Genomic DNA, 16,280 nt, shown 5'->3' on the forward strand with positions numbered 1-16,280 from the left:
GACCCCCTATCCGCGGCGCGCGGGGACGGGCTTCAGTGCAATGTGCGGATCCACTCGTTCACGATCGCGGCGGTGCTCTCCGCCTCGTCCTGCACCATCGAGAAGTGATTTCCTGGCGCCGTTTCGAGGACGTGCGCGGAATCCCAGGGCTTCGCGAGCTGCTCCTCTCCGCCGCCCGCGGTGATGAACGACTCGGCGGCCTGGACGAACAGCACCGGCGCCCGCAGCGCTTTCGGCGTGAACTGGATGAGCAGCTTCGTGTAATGGCCCATCGCGGACAGCCGGGCGCTGTCGAACCGTCCGAACGCCGGTTCCATTTCCAGCATCGCCATCGCGAGCGGCTCGCGTCCGGCCGTCATGGCCTTGTCCCGGGGCTGGAAGGTGTCGAGCAGGACGACGCCGTCCGGCACGACGTCCTTGGCCGTCTCCAGGCGGCGCGCGACGGCGTGTGCGATGAGCCCGCCCGAGGAGTAGCCGAGCAGGACGAACGGCTCCCCGTCCGCGGCGCGCAGCACGCTCTCCGTGACCACCTCGGTCAGGGCCGCCAGCGACTTCGCCAGGCTCTCGCCCGGCGCGAAGCCGGGCAGCGGGAGCGCGGACACGTGCCGGTCCCCGCCCAGGTGCGAGACCAGCCGGGCGTGCTGGTGGACGCCGCCCACCACCATCGGCGTGGACACGCAGATCAGGCGCGGGCGCTCGGGCCCGTCCGCGAGGACGACCGGCGCGGGCACCTCCGGGAGGTCGGCGATCCCGCCGAACCTCGGACGGATGTCCGCGACCGCGCTGAGCAGGACGAACCCCTGCATCGAGTTCCCCGCCAGGACGGCCGAGCGGAACAGGTCGCTGAGCGTGTCCCCGCCGGACTCGGCGGCCGGTGTTCCGCCGGTTTCGGCGGTGCCGTCGAGGTGACCGGCGAGCTGCGAGTGGACGTAGCGGGCCAGCTCGCCCGGGTTCTTCGAGTCGAACACGGCCATCGCGGGGAGCCGCAGTCCGGTGGCGGCGTTGAGCCCGTTTCGCAACTCCATCGCGGTGAGCGAGTCGAAGCCCGCTTCGAGGAAGTCGCGTTCGGGGTCGACGGCGTCCGGGCCGGCGTGTCCGAGGATCCCGGCGGCGTGGGTCAGCACCAGCGTCCGCAGTTCGCCCTCGCGCTCGTCCGCCGGGAGGGCGGCGAGGCGGCGGCGGAGCGCGTCGGCGTCGGCCCGGCCGCCCGCCGCCGACGCGCTGCGGCGCGTCCTCGGCACCAGCCCGCGCAGGATCGGGGGCGTCTCGTCGCCGGTCGCGGCGGCGAGGGCCCGCAGGTCCAGCCGGATCGGGACGAGCGCCGCGGCGTCCAGCGCGCCCGCGGTGTCGAACAGGGTGAGGCCGTCCTCGGTGGGGAGCGCCTCGACGCCGGAGCGGTTGACGCGCTGCATGCCGCCCTCGTCGAGGCGTCCGGCCATGCCGCTGTCGTTCGTCCCCCACAGGCCCCAGGCCAGGGACTGCGCGGGCAGGCCGTTCGCCCGGCGGTGCGCCGCCAGCGCGTCGAGGTAGGCGTTGGCTGCGGCGTAGTTGCCCTGGCCGGGCGTGCCGAGCACACCGGCCGCCGACGAGAACAGGACGAACGCCGCCAGGTCCATGTCGCGGGTCAGTTCGTGCAGGTTCCAGGCCGCGTCGACCTTGGGACGCAGCACCGTGTCCACGCGCTCGGGCGTGAGCGAGGTGATCACGCCGTCGTCCAGGACACCGGCCACGTGAACGACACCCGACAGCGAGCGGCCCTCCAGCAGAGCGGCCACGGCGTCGCGGTCAGCCATGTCGCAGGCCGCCAGCTCCACCTCCGCGCCCAACTCGGACAGCTCGGCGCGCAACTCCGCCGCACCCGGCGCGTCCGCACCACGGCGGCTGGTCAGCAACAGACTCCGTGCGCCACGCTCGACCACCAGATGCCGCGCTACCACCGAACCCAGCGCACCCAGCGCGCCGGTCACCAGGACCGTCCCGGGGAACTCCGCCGCTTCCGGCTCAGCCGGGTCGGCGGGGACCTTGGCGAGGCGGGCCGCGCGGACCGCGCCGTCCCGCAAAGCGACCTGGGGCTCCCAGCCCGCCGCCGCCAGCGCGGGCAACACCGCTTCGACGTCACCGGTGTAGGGGACGTCGGCGAGGACGATCCGTCCCGGATCTTCCGACTGCGCCGACCTGATCAGCCCCCACACGGCCGCGCCCGCGAGGTCGGTGACGTCCTCGCCGTCCACGGACACCGCGCCGGACGTGACGACCACGAGCCGCCCGCCGAGGAACCGGTCATCGTCGAACCACGACCGGGCCGCCGCGAGGACGCGGTTCACGGCCGTCCGCACCGAGCCGGGGTCCGCGCCGCCGGTCACGGGCAGGACGACCACGCCGGGGACGTCGCCGTCAGGGGCGAGCGCGTCCCAGTCCGTCCATTCCACGGCGGGGACGGACGGCGCCGCCGGCACTGGGCTCCATTCCAACTGGAACAGCGACTCGTGGAACGGCGACCCTGCCGCCGCGGAGAGCTGCCCAGCGGTGATCTCCCGCAGGGCCAGCGACGCGACCGACGCGACCGGCTCCCCGGTCCCGTCGGCCACCGTCAGCGCGACCACGCCCGGACCGGACGGCGTGACCCGCACGCGGAGCTTCGCGGCACCGGAGGCGAACAGGTCCACGCCCGTCCACGCGAAGGGCAACAGCACGCCATTCCCGCTGGTCACGGCGTCGCTGAGGGCGACCGCGTGAAGGGCGGCGTCCAGCAGCGCGGGGTGGAGGCCGAAGTCGTCCGCCGCCACCTCCTCCGGGAGCGCGACCTCGGCGAAGACCTCGCCGTCGCGCCGCCACGCGGCCGTCAGGCCCTGGAACACCGGGCCGTACTCCAGCCCCGCCAGCGCCAGCCCCTCGTACAGTCCGGTGACGTCGACCTCCGACGCGCCCGGCGGCGGCCACTGCTCCAGCCCCGGGCCCTGCGGCGTCGCGACGGCTGCCAGCGTGCCGGTCGCGTGCCGGACCCAAGGCGCGTCAGTCCCCGCGCGCGAGTAGATCTCCAAGGACCGAGCGCCGCCGCCCGGCTCCTCGGCCGCGCCGACAACTACCTGCACGGACGCCCCGCCGTCCTCCGGCAGGACGAGCGGCGCCTCCAGGGTGAGTTCCTCGACGTGTCCGCAGCCGACATGGTCTCCGGCGCGGACGGCCAGTTCCACGAACCCGGTCCCGGGGAAGAGCACCACCCCGGACACGGCGTGGTCGGCGAGCCACGGCTGCGCGCTGACCGACAGGCGGCCGGTGAGCGTCACACCGTCCGATCCGGGGGCGGGGACGACCGCGCCGAGCAGCGGGTGTCCGGGCAGGTCCAGGCCGAGGGACGTGGCGTCGCCCGCCACCGCCGTCGCGCCGACCCAGTAGCGGGCGCGCTGGAAGGCGTAGGTCGGCAGGTCGACGTGCCGGGGACGGCGCCCGGCGAACGCGGCGGACCAGTCGACGTCCGCACCGCCCGCGAACACCTCGGCGACGGACGCCGTGAAGCGGCCGAGGCCGCCTTCGCCGCGCCGCAGCGACCCGGCCGTCACGCCGGTCACGCCCGCCGACTGCAGCGTCTCCTCCAGCCCGACCAGCAGGCCGGGGTGGGGGCTGCATTCGATGAACGTGGTGAAACCGTCGTCGAGCAGCGCGCGGGTCGCCTCCTCGAACCGGACGGTCCGGCGCAGGTTCGTGTACCAGTACTCCGCGTCGAGGACGGCGGTGTCGGCGAACCCGCCGGTCACCGTCGAGCAGAACGCGATCCGGGACGTCCGGGGCGACAGGCCGTCGAGTTCCGCGAGGATCCTGTCGCGGACGCCTTCGACGAACATCGAGTGGGAGGCGTAGTCGACCGGGATGAGGCGGACGCGGACGCCGTCCCCCTCCAGCGCCCCCTTGAACTCGGCGAGCGCGTCGACCTCTCCGGCGACGACGACCGAGGTGGGGCCGTTGACGACGGCGAGTTCGAGGCGTCCGTCCCATCCGGCGAGCCGCCCGGCGGCCTGCTCGGCGGACAGCGCGACCGACAGCATCCCGCCCTGTCCGGCGAGGTCCTCGCCGATGATCCGGCTGCGGACGGCGACGACGCGCGCCGCGTCGTCCAGGGACAGCGCGCCCGCCACGCAGGCCGCCGCGATCTCGCCCTGCGAGTGGCCGACCACGGCGCCCGGCTCGACGCCGAACGCGCGCCACGTCTCGGCGAGCGCCACCATCACGGCCCACAGGACCGGCTGGACGACGTCGACCCGTTCGAGGGCCGTCCCGTCGCCGCGCAGGACCTCGAACAGGTCGAAGTCGACGAAGGGCGCCAGGGCGCGGGCGCATTCGCCGAGCCTGTCGGCGAACGCGGGCGAGGAGTCGAGGAGTTCGACCGCCATGCCCGTCCACTGCGAGCCCTGGCCCGGGAAGACCAGGACGGGGCGAGCGCCGCCGCGTCCGGTGCCGCTGACGACGGCCGCGTCGGCGGTGCCCGCGGCGATCGCGTCGAGGCCGCGCAGCCCGGACTCCGTGTCGTCCGCCAGGACGACCGCGCGGTGGTCGAACACCGTCCGGGACGTCGCCAGGGAGTTTCCGACGTCGGCGGCGTTCAGATCCTCGCCGGAACGGACGGCTTCGGCGACGCGACCGGCCTGGGCGCGCAGCGCCTCGGGAGTGCGGGCCGTCACCACCCACGGGACGACGTCCGGCTCCGTGTCTTCGGGTTCGGCGTGCTCGGTGTGGTCGGTGTGGTCGGGCTGTTCGAGGATGATGTGCGCGTTCGTGCCGCTGATCCCGAAGGACGAGATCCCGGCGCGGCGCGGATGGCCGTTCCGCTCCCATTCCCGCGCCTCGGTCAGGAGTTCGACGCGACCAGCCGTCCAGTCGACGTGCGGGGTGGGCTCGTCCACGTGCAGGGTCTTCGGCATCAGTCCGTGCCGCATCGCCTGGACCATCTTGATGATTCCCGCGACCCCGGCGGCGGCCTGCGTGTGACCGATGTTCGACTTGATCGAGCCGAGCCACAGCGGGCGGTCGTCCGGACGGCCCTGTCCGTAGGTCGCGAGGAGCGCCTGCGCCTCGATCGGGTCGCCGAGCCTCGTGCCGGTGCCGTGCGCCTCGACGACGTCCACGTCCGCGGTGGTCAGGCCCGCGTTGGCGAGCGCCTGCCCGATCACGCGGCGCTGCGACGGCCCGTTCGGCGCGGTCAGCCCGTTGGAGGCGCCGTCCTGGTTGGTCGCGGTGCCGCGCACCACGGCGAGCACCGGATGGCCGTTGCGGCGGGCGTCCGACAGCCGTTCCAGCAGGATCATGCCCGCGCCCTCGCCCCAGCCGGTCCCGTCGGCGGCGGCGGCGAACGACTTGCTGCGCCCGTCCGCGGCGAGGCCCCGCTGCCTGCTGAACTCGACGAACGTGACCGGAGTGGACATCACGGTGACGCCCCCGGCGAGCGCCAGCGAGCACTCCCCCGACCGCAGCGCCTGCGCCGCGAGGTGCAGCGCCACCAGCGAGGACGAGCACGCCGTGTCGACGCTGACCGCCGGTCCCTCCAGGCCGAGCGTGTAGGAGACGCGGCCCGACGCGATGCTGCCGCCGCTGCCGCCGCCCGCGTAGTCGTTGTACATCACCCCGGCGTACACGCCGGTCGCCGTGCGGCGGAGCGACATGGGGTCGATGCCAGCGCTCTCCACCGCCTCCCACGCCGTCTCCAGCAGCAGCCGGTGCTGCGGGTCGGTTTCGATGGCCTCGCGCGGCGAGATCCCGAAGAAGTCCGCGTCGAAGTCGCCCGCGTCGTAGAGGAACCCGCCCTCGCGGGTGATTGACCGGCCCGGCTTCCCCGGCTCCGGGTCGTAGATGCCGTCCACGTCCCAGCCGCGGTCGCGGGGGAACTCCGCGACCGTGTCGACGCCGCCCGCGACCATCCGCCACAGGTCGTCCGGGGAGGCGACGCCTCCCGGATACCGGCAGCCCATCCCGACGATCACGATCGGGTCGTCGTCGGACGGCGCCGCCGTCCGGGCGGCCGGGACGGCGGTGTCGTCGGCCGCGCCGAGCAGTTCGTCCAGGACGTGCAGCGTGACGGCCTGCGCGTTGGGATGGTCGAACACGAGCGTGGCGGGCAGCCGGAGGCCGGTCGCGGCGGTGAGCAGGTTCCGCAGCTCCACCGCCGTCAGCGAGCTGAACCCGAGCTCGCTGAACGCCTTCTCCGGGTCGACCGAGCGGGCGTCCTCGTGGCCGAGGACGGCGGCGACGTGCGTGCGGACGAGGTCGAGGACGGCCCGGTCCCGCTCCGCCTCCGGCAGCCCGGCGAGGCGGCGGCGCAGCGACGCCGCGCCCCCGGACCGCGCGGCCTGCCGGGCGGGCGCCCCGGTCAGACCGTGCAGGATCGCCGGAACGCCGCCCGAACTCGCGAACGAGCGCAGGAGAGGGATGTCGAGTCGGACGGGCGCCAGCACCGCATCGTCGGCCGCCAGCGCGTCGTCGAGCAGCGCCAGCCCTTCGTCGGCGGACAGGGGCGGCATTCCGGAGCGGCGCAGGCGCTCCACTCCGGCGTCGTCTAGACCGTCCGCCATGCCGCCGGCCTCGGCCCACGGCCCCCACGCCAACGACACGACCGGGAGGCCGAGGGCGCGGCGATGCTCGGCGAGGGCGTCCTGGAAGGCGTTCGCCAGCGCATAGTTGCCCTGCCCCGCGCCGCCGAGGATGCCCGCGACGGACGAGAACAGCACGAACGCGTCCAGCTCCCGGTCCAGGCCGAGGTCGCGGATCAGCTCGTGCAGGTGCCAGGAGCCGTCGGACTTCGGCGCGAGGACGGTGTCCATCCGCTCCGGGGTCAGCGCGGAGACCACACCGTCGTCCAGGACGCCCGCCGTGTGGATCACGGCGGTCAGCGGTCGCCGCACGGGGGTGAGGAGCGCGGCGACCGCGTCGCGGTCCGCGACGTCGCAGGCCGCGATCTCGACGTCCGCGCCGAGGTTCGCCAGGTCGGCGCGCAGTTCCCGCGCGCCGGGGGCGTCCAGGCCGCGGCGGCTGGTCAGGACGAGTCGCCGGACGCCGTGCGCGGACACCAGGTGCCGCGCCACCAGCGAGCCGAGCCCACCCACGCCGCCGGTGATCAGAACGGTTCCGTCCGGGTTCCAGGTGTGGGCTGGGGCGGTTTTGCCCTGTTTTCTGGTCAGGCGTGGGACGCGGATCTCGTTGCCGCGTACGGCCAGTTCCGGTTCGCCGGAGCGGGCCAGGGCCGAGAGTGTTTCCGGCGTGCTTTCCGTGTCCAAGTCGACGAGGACGAAGCGGTCGGGGTTCTCGTTCTGGGCGGTGCGAATGAGGCCGCGGAGTGCCGCCCCGGCCAGGTCGGTCGGGTACTCGCTGTCCGCGGTGACGGCCGCGTTCCGGGTCACTATCAGCAGGCGGGACGCTTCAAGGCGCACCTCGTCCAGCCATTCCTGGACGATTCGCAGCCCCTCGTGGGCGGTCTCGCGGACGCTGCCGGGTACGTCGTCCGTGGCAGCCTGGGACGCCGCCCAGACAACGGTTTCCGGGACTGTCTGTTGAGCTGCCAGCGCCGCCACGTCCGCGAAAGTCGGGACGTCGGTGGGGAGCCCGAGCCGGTCGGATCCGAGTACCGCGACGTGCGCGTCGGGTTGGGTTTCGCCGATCGGCTTCGCGGTCCACGTGATGGTGAACAGCGCGTCGTTTCCGTCCTCGGGGACGTGCAATTGCGACGGGGAAACCTGCCGCGACAGCAACGACCCCACGGACAGGACGGGCTGACCCGTTTCGTCGGTGAGCAGCAGGCTCACCGCGTCGGGACCCGCCGGGGCGATCCTGACCCTGATCGTGGACGCACCGGCCGCGTGGAGGCGAACGCTGCTCCACTCGAACGGCAGCGGCGCTCCCGCGCTGTCGTCGCCTTCACCGCCGGACAGGAGGATCGCGTGCATCGCGGCGTCCAAGAGGGCGGGGTGGATGCCGTAGGACGCGGCCTCCGCTTGGTCGTGTTCGGGGAGCGCGACCTCGGCGAACAGTTCGGCGCCGCGCCGCCAGGCCGCCCTCAGTCCCTGGAACGCCCGACCGTAGCCGAAGCCTCGGTCGGCCAGTACTTCGTAGGCGTCTTCGGTGTCCAGTGCGGTGGCGTGCTCCGGCGGCCAGACCGCCTCGCCACGGGCGGGTGCCGCGCCTCCCGTGCCCAAGAGACCGCTGGCGTTCCTGGTCCATGGAATGTCGACGGGCGCGTCGTCGCGGTGGGAGTAGACGTTCACGGGGCGGGCGCCGTTCTCGTCCGCCGCGCCGACGACGACCTGGACGTCGACACCGCCCTTCTCGGGCAGGACGAGCGGCGACTCCAAGGTGAGCTGTTCGAGGACGTCGCAGCCGACCTGGTCGCCCGCGCGGATCGCCAGTTCGACGAGTGCCGTGCCGGGCAGCAGGATTGCGCCGAATATCTCGTGGTCGGCCAGCCACGTCCGGGATCCGAGGGCGAGGCGTCCCGTCAGGACGACACCGTCCGCGTCCGGGGACATCACGGCCGCGCCCAGCAGCGGATGCTCGGTGGGTAGCTGCCCGAGCCCCGATGCCCCTCCGGACGTCACCGGACCCTCAAGCCAATAGTCCTGGCGCTGGAAGGCATAGGTCGGGAGTTCGACCAGGCGGGTGGCGCGTCCTGCGAAGACCTCGTGCCAGTCGACGTCCATGCCGTGCGCGTGGAATTGGCCGATGGCCGCCAGCAATTGCTTGGCCTCAGGACGGTCCCTGCGCAGGACGGTCGCGATGGCGTCATTATCGATGCTGCTCTGCGCCATTGCGGTGAGGATGCCGTCGGGTCCGATTTCGAGGAATCGGGTGACGCCGTTGTCGTGGAGGTGGGTGAGGGTGTCGTGGAACCGGACGGCGTCACGGACGTGCCGCACCCAGTACTCGGGGTCGGGTTTCGCACCCACGATGGGAAGGGTGGGCGTGTTGTAGGTGATGGACTGGGCGATCTGGCGGAACTCGTCCCGCATCGGATCCATCAGCGGAGAGTGGAAGGCGTGCGAGACCCGGAGCCGGGTCGCCTTGCGCCCGAGGCCGGTGAAATGGTCGATGATTCGGGCGACCTCGTTCTCCGTGCCAGAGACGACGATGGCCTGCGGGCCGTTGACAGCAGCGAGCCCGGCCTCGTCGCTCAACAGCGGAGTGATCTCGTCCTCGGTGGCTTGGATCGCCGCCATCGCTCCCCCGGATGGGAGCGCCTGCATCAACCGGCCTCGCGCCGCGACCAGCTTCGCCGCGTCCTCCAGCGAGAACATCCCCGCAACGTGCGCGGCCGCAAGCTCACCAATCGAGTGACCCGCCACGAAGTCCGGGCGGACACCCCACGATTCCAGAAGCCGGAACAGGGCGATTTCGATGGCGAACAGACCGGTCTGAGTGAAAGCGGTCTGGTCCAACAGTTCAGGGTCGGACCAGATGACCTCACGCAACGACCGGCCCAGGTGCTGGTCCAGTTCGGCGCAGACGGTGTCGAAAGCGTCGGCGAACACCGGGAACGTCTCATACAACTCCCGGCCCATACCGAGACGCTGCGAGCCCTGGCCGGAGAACAGGAAAGCCGTACCGCCTGAGCTGGCCACGCCGCGTAGCACGTCGGGATGCGGCTGGCCTGCGGCGAGCGCGGTCAGGCCGTCCAGACCGGTGTCCCGGTCACCGGCGATCACGACGGCGCGGTGATCCCATCTGGCGCGAGCGGTCGCCAGGGACAGCCCGATATCGGCGTGATCGAGTTCCGGGCGACCTTCGAGGTAGGCGTGCAGCTTTTCCGCCTGCGCTTGCAGTGCGTCGGCCGTCCTGCCGGACACGATCCATGCCGAGGGCCCGGTGGCGTCGGTTTCGGTGTCTGGAGTCTCGTCGGCCGGGGCCTGTTCGAGAATGACGTGGGCATTGGTGCCGCTGATTCCGAACGAGGAGATTCCGGCGCGGCGCGGGTGCCCGTTCTGCGGCCATTCCCGCGCTTCGGTCAGCAGTTCAACATTTCCGGATGACCAGTCGACGTGCGGGGTCGGCTCGTCCACGTGCAGCGTCTTGGGCAGGACGCCATGCCGCATCGCCTGGACCATTTTAATGATCGCGGCGACTCCGGCGGCGGCCTGCGTGTGACCGATGTTGGATTTGATCGACCCCAGCCACAGCGGCCGGTCCTCCGGACGATCCTGACCGTAGGTCGCAAGCAACGCCTGCGCTTCGATCGGGTCGCCGAGCGTCGTTCCTGTGCCGTGGGCTTCGACCGCGTCAACGTCAGCCGTGTCCAGTCCGGCGTTGGCCAATGCCTGCCGGATCACCCTCCGCTGCGACGGGCCGTTCGGGGCCGTCAGGCCGTTGGACGCGCCGTCCTGGTTGGTAGCCGTGCCGCGCACGATGGCGAGCACCGGGTGTCCGTTGCGACGAGCGTCGGAAAGGCGCTCGACGAGGAGCATTCCCGCGCCTTCGCTCCACGACGTCCCGTCCGCTGAGGCCGCGAACGACTTCGCTTTCCCGTCCGGAGCCAGGCCGCGCTGGCGGCTGAATTCGACGAAAGCCTCCGGCGTCGCCATGACGGCCACGCCGCCGGCCAGCGCCAGCGAGCATTCACCCGACCGCAGCGCCTGCGCCGCCCAGTGCAGCGCTACCAGGGACGACGAGCAAGCCGTGTCCACGGTGACGGCCGGGCCTTCCAATCCCAGCGTGTAGGAGATTCGGCCGGACGCGACCGAGCCGGTGCTGCTGTTGTGCGCGTAGTCGTGATACATGACGCCCGCGAATACACCCGTCGCACTGCCCCGTAGAGACGACGGGTCGATTCCGGCGCGTTCGAGTGCCTCCCACGACACCTCAAGCAGCAGCCGCTGCTGCGGGTCCATGACCCATGCCTCGTTCGGGCTGATCCCGAAGAATTCCGCGTCGAATCCGGCCGCTGAGTAAAGGAAGCCGCCCTTGTCCACGTAGGTCTTGCCGGGACGGCCCGGCTCCGGGTCGAACAGTTCTTGGAGGTCCCAGCCTCGGTCGGTGGGAAGGCCGGAGATTCCGTCGCGGCCGTCGGCGACCAGGTTCCAGAGGGCGTCCGGCGAGGTGGCGTCTCCCGGATAGCGGCAGGCCATTCCGACGATGGCGATCGGCTCGTCGTCCGCCGGAGCGCGCACCGTGACCGTCCGACCGGCCGACGACGCCGCGCCCATCACCTCGTCGGCCAGATAGCGGGCCAGCACGACCGATGTCGGATAGTCGAACACCAGCGTCGCTGGCAACCGCAGTCCGGTCACTTGGTTCAGCCTGTTGCGCAGTTCCACCGCCGACAGCGAGTCGAATCCCAAATCGCGGAACGCGCGGGTGGTGTCGATGTCGTCCGGTCGGTCGAATCCGAGGACCTGCGCCGTCCGGCCGCGCACGATTTCCAGCAGGACCGGCGGACGTTCCGCCTCGGGCAATGCGACCAGTCGTTGCCGCAGTGCGTCCGCTTCACCGCCGCCTGATGCGGCTGCCCTGCGGGTGCGTGTGGCGACGAGGCCCCGGAGAATGTGCGGCAGTTCGTCTTCGGCACTCGTGAGCGCCTTCGTGTCGAGCCCGATCGGGATCAGGAAAGGTTCGCTCAAAGGAGTCGCCACGTCGAGCAGGTTCAAGCCCTGCTCGGTGGTCAGGGCCCGTACTCCGGACTTGGCCATTCTGCGGACGTCTTCGTCGTCCAGGTGCCCGGCCATCGAGTCGCCGTCCGCTGCCCACAGGCCCCAGGCCAGAGAATGGACGGGCAGGCCCAGCGACGCGCGATGGGCGGCGAGCCCGTCCAGGAAGGCGTTGGCCGCCGCGTAATTGCCTTGGCCGGGCGAGCCCAGGACACCTGCCGCTGACGAGAACAGCACGAATGCCGACAGGTTCAGATCGCGGGTGAGTTCGTGCAGGTTCCAGGCCGCATCCGCCTTGGGACGCAATACCGCGTTCATTCGGTCGGGGGTCAGTGACGAAATCACGCCGTCGTCCAGGACACCGGCCGCGTGGACGACGGCCGAGATGTCGCGGCCCGCCAGCAGCCCGGCGAGAGCGTCGCGGTCGGCCACGTCGCAGGCCGCCAGCTCGACCGCGGCGCCCAAGCCCGCCAACTCGTCCCGCAGGTCGGAGGCGCCCGGCGCGTCCGCGCCACGGCGGCTCACCAGCAGCAGACCGCGCACGCCGTGCTCGGTCACCAGGTGACGCGCCACCAGCGCGCCCAGGCCGCCGGTACCACCGGTGACCAGCACCGTTCCTTCGGTGCGGAACACCGGCTCCGCGTCCGGGCGGGCCGGGACCTTCGCCAGTCTCGGGACGAATACGGCCCCGCCGCGAAGGGCGAGTTGCGGCTCGTCGGACTGGGCAGCGGCCGCCACCGCAGCGGTCAGATCCGCCGGGTCGTCGCTGTCGACCAGCACGATGCGTCCCGGGTCCTCCGACTGGGCGGAGCGGATCAGGCCCCACACCGCCGCGCCGGGCAGGTCGCGCACGTCCTCGCCGTCCACGGCGACCGCGCCGCTGGTCGCCACCACCAGGCGGGACGCGGCGAACCGCTCCTCGGCGAGGAACGCCTGCGCGACCGCTAGCACGCCGTGCAGGATGGACGCGGTGTCCTCGGCCCGGCCACCGGCGACCGGCAGCGCCACGACCTCGGGGGCGTCGGCATCCGCGTCCAAGTCGTCCCAACTCGCCCGGGACGACGGCTCGGCGGCCGGATGGGACGCCGCCGGAGACCACTGGAGCCGATAAAGCGAGTCGTGGAACGCGGACACGGAAAGCCGGTCCGCCGCGACCGGACGAGACACCAGGGATTCGGCGGCCAGCACGGGACGGCCCGTCCCGTCCGCCAAAAGCAGTTCCATCCCGCCCTGGCCGGTCGGTGTGAGACGCGCCCGGACGGAGGACGCGCCCGATGCGTAAAGACGGATGCCATTCCACGCGAAAGGCAGCACCAGTTCGTCGTCGCTCTGCCCGTCCCCGGTGACGAGAGCGGTGTGCAGAACCGCGTCGAGCAGAGCAGGGTGCAGGCCGAACGCGGCTGCGTCGTGGCGCGAGTAGTCCTCCTCGTCCGGAAGGGCGACTTCGGCGAACAATTCCGCGCCGCGACGCCAAACGGCGCGCAGCCCTTGGAAAAGGGGGCCGTAGTCGTAGCCGGCGGCGGCGAGTTCCTCGTAGGCCCCGTCCAGCGGCACGGGCTCGGCGTTCTCCGGCGGCCATGCGGCGAGGTCGGAGTCGGGTTCGCCGCTTTCCTCGGCGAGCACGCCCGTGGCGTGCCGGACCCAGACCTGGTCGGACACGTCCGGCTGCGAGTAGACGCCGACCACGCGGCGTCCCGACTCGTCGCCCGGCTCCACCACCACCTGCACCGCGACGCCGCCCTGCTCGGGCAGTGCCAGCGGAGCCTGCAACGTCAGTTCCTCGACCACCGGGCAGCCGACGTGGTCGCCCGCGTGGATCGCCAGCTCCAGCAGCGCCGTGCCCGGCACGACCACGCCGCCGAACATCCGGTGATCGGCGAGCCAGGGCTGCGCGTCGGACGAGAGGCGCCCGGTCAGCACCAGTCCACCTGATTCGGGCAGCGCCATCACCGCGCCGAGCATCGGATGCTCGGCGCGTCCGAGACCGAGGGACGCGGCGTCCTCTGCGCCCGCCGCGCCGTGCAGCCAGAAACGGTCGCGCTGGAATGCGTAGGTGGGCAGATCCACCTTCTGGGCGCCTCGGCCGCCGAAGAAGGCGTCCCATCCGATCCGGGCGCCGTTCACGTGGAGCGTGGCGATTGCGGTGAGGAGCGTGGCGGGTTCGGGTCGCTTGGCGCTCATCACCGGCACGGCGACGATCTGGTCGGACGGTTCGAGAGCGGCCTGCGTCATCGCCGCCAGGACGCCATCGGGACCGATCTCCAAGAATTGGGCGACGCCGTTCTCATGAAGGCCGGTGAGCGTGTCGTGGAACCGGACTGCGTCGCGGACGTGCCGCACCCAGTACTCGGCTGCGGGCCGCGCGCCCGCGACGGGAATTGCGGGGGCCGTGTAGGTGATGGATTCGGCGACCTGGCGGAAGTCGTCGAGCATCGGATCCATGAGCGGCGAATGGAAGGCGTGCGAAACCCGGAGGCGGGTCGTCTTGCGTTCGAGCCTCTTGAAGTGGTCGACGACGCGGGCGACTTCCTCCTCGGCCCCGGAGACGACAACGGCTTGAGGACCGTTGACCGCGGCAATGCCGACCTGTTCGCCCAGCAGCGGGACGACCTCGTCCTCGGTGGCTTGGATCGCCGCCATCGCTCCACCGGACGGGAGCGCCTGCATCAACCGTCCCCGAGCCGCCACCAGTTTGGCGGCGTCCTCCAGCGAGAACATCCCGGCGACGTAGGCGGCTGCCAATTCGCCGATCGAATGACCGGCCAGGAAATCGGGGCGGACACCCCACGACTCCAGCAGGCGGAACAGCGCGACCTCGACCGCGAACAAGCCCGTCTGAGTGAAGACCGTCTGATCGAGCAGTTCAGGCTCAGACCAGATCACGTCTTTCAGCGGGCGGTCCAGGTGCCGGTCCAGTTCGGCGCAGGCCGCCTCGAAGGCGTCGGCGAAGACCGGGAACGCCGCATACAAGTCGCGTCCCATCCCCGGACGCTGCGAACCCTGGCCCGAGAACAAGAACGCGGTCGGCCTCGGTGCGGCGACACCCCTCACTGCGGCACGGCCGGATTCGCCTTGCGCGAGTTCATCCAAACCTGACAGCAGTTCGCCGCGGTTCTGGCCGATCACCACGGCGCGGTGCTCGAACATGGCGCGCGTCGTGGCCAGGGAGAGGCCAATGTCCAGCGACGAAAGCCGGTCGTCGGCGCGGACGAACGCGGCCAGGGAAGCGGCCTGGGCGCGCAGCGCGGCCTCGCTCCGTGCCGACACGGCCCACGGGACGACCGGCAACTCCACCGCGGGCGCCTGCTCTTCGTCAACGGCCGGAGCCTGCTCGACGATCACATGCGCGTTCGTCCCGCTGATTCCGAAGGAGGAGATCCCGGCGCGGCGCGGGTGACCGTTCTGCGGCCATTTCCGCGCTTCGGTCAGCAGCTCAACATTTCCAGATGACCAGTCGACGTGCGGGGTCGGCTCGTCCACGTGCAACGTCTTCGGCAGCAGCCCATGCCGCATCGCCTGAACCACCTTGATAATCCCGGCGACTCCGGCGGCGGCCTGCGTGTGACCGATGTTGGATTTAATCGACCCCAACCACAACGGCCGATCCCCCGGACGATCCTGACCGTAGGTGGCGAGCAACGCCTGCGCCTCGATCGGGTCGCCCAGCGTCGTTCCCGTGCCGTGCGCCTCGACCGTGTCGACCTGGTCGGCCGAGAGTCTGGCGCTGGCGAGAGCCTGCCGGATCACCCTCCGCTGCGATGGGCCGTTCGGGGCCGTCAGGCCATTGGACGCGCCGTCCTGGTTGACCGCCGAACCGCGCACGACGGCGAGCACCGGGTGTCCGTTGGCGCGGGCGTCCGAAAGGCGCTCGACCAAGAGCATTCCCGCGCCTTCGCCCCACGATGTGCCGTCCGCCGCCGCGGCGAACGACTTGGCTCGGCCATCGGCCGCCAGGCCGCGCTGGCGGCTGAATTCGACGAACGCCTCCGGCGACGCCATGACGGCCACGCCACCGGCCAGCGCCAGCGTGCATTCACCCGATCGGAGTGCCTGTACCGCGAGATGCAAGGCGACCAGCGACGACGAGCACGCCGTGTCCACCGTCACGGCCGGGCCCTCGAAGCCCAGCGTGTAGGAAATGCGTCCGGACGCGACCGAGCCGGTACTGCTGTTGTGCGCGTAGTCGTGGTACATCATCCCCGCGAAAACGCCGGTGGAACTGCCGCGCAGGGACGAGGGGTCGATTCCGGCGCGTTCGAGCGCCTCCCACGACACCTCAAGCAGGAGCCGTTGCTGCGGGTCCATGACCCACGCCTCGTTCGGGCTGATGCCAAAGAATGCCGGGTCGAATTCCGCGGCGTCGTGGAGGAAGCCGCCGGTCCGGACGTAGCTCTTTCCGGGTGTGCCCGGCTCGGGGTCGTAAAGGCCGGTGTCCCAGCCACGGTCGGCGGGGAAGTCCGAGAGCCCTTCCGCTCCGTCCGCGACAAGCGTCCAAAGGTCTTCCGGGGACGTGACGCCGCCCGGATACCGGCATGCCATGCCGACGATCGCGATCGGCTCATGGCGATCGGCGGTGATCTTACGCTGCTGGGCGCGCAACCGCTCGGTCTCCTTGAGCGATGCTCGCAGTGCGGTGAGGAGTTTTTCGTCATTTTCGGGCATCGT

1 protein-coding gene is annotated in these 16,280 nt (G+C 71.6%); it reads right to left on the reverse strand.

Annotated features, from left to right (window positions below; translation table 11 throughout):
* Window positions 1–32 precede the first annotated feature (32 nt).
* The gene (locus tag FXF65_RS45220; RefSeq protein ID WP_148349896.1) at window positions 33–16,277 is read right to left on the reverse strand and encodes a type I polyketide synthase; all 16,245 of its coding nucleotides are present in this window, start codon (window positions 16,275–16,277) and stop codon (window positions 33–35) included.
* Between the last annotated feature and the right edge of the window lie 3 nt (window positions 16,278–16,280).

Origin of the sequence: Actinomadura syzygii, assembly GCF_008085905.1 — a bacterium.
GTDB lineage: Bacteria > Actinomycetota > Actinomycetes > Streptosporangiales > Streptosporangiaceae > Spirillospora > Spirillospora syzygii.

What these genes read in the sequence shown, in the direction of transcription:
- FXF65_RS45220 (WP_148349896.1), bottom strand. Translation starts at nt 16,277, where the DNA reads ATGCCCGAAAATGACGAAAAACTCCTCACCGCACTGCGAGCATCGCTC.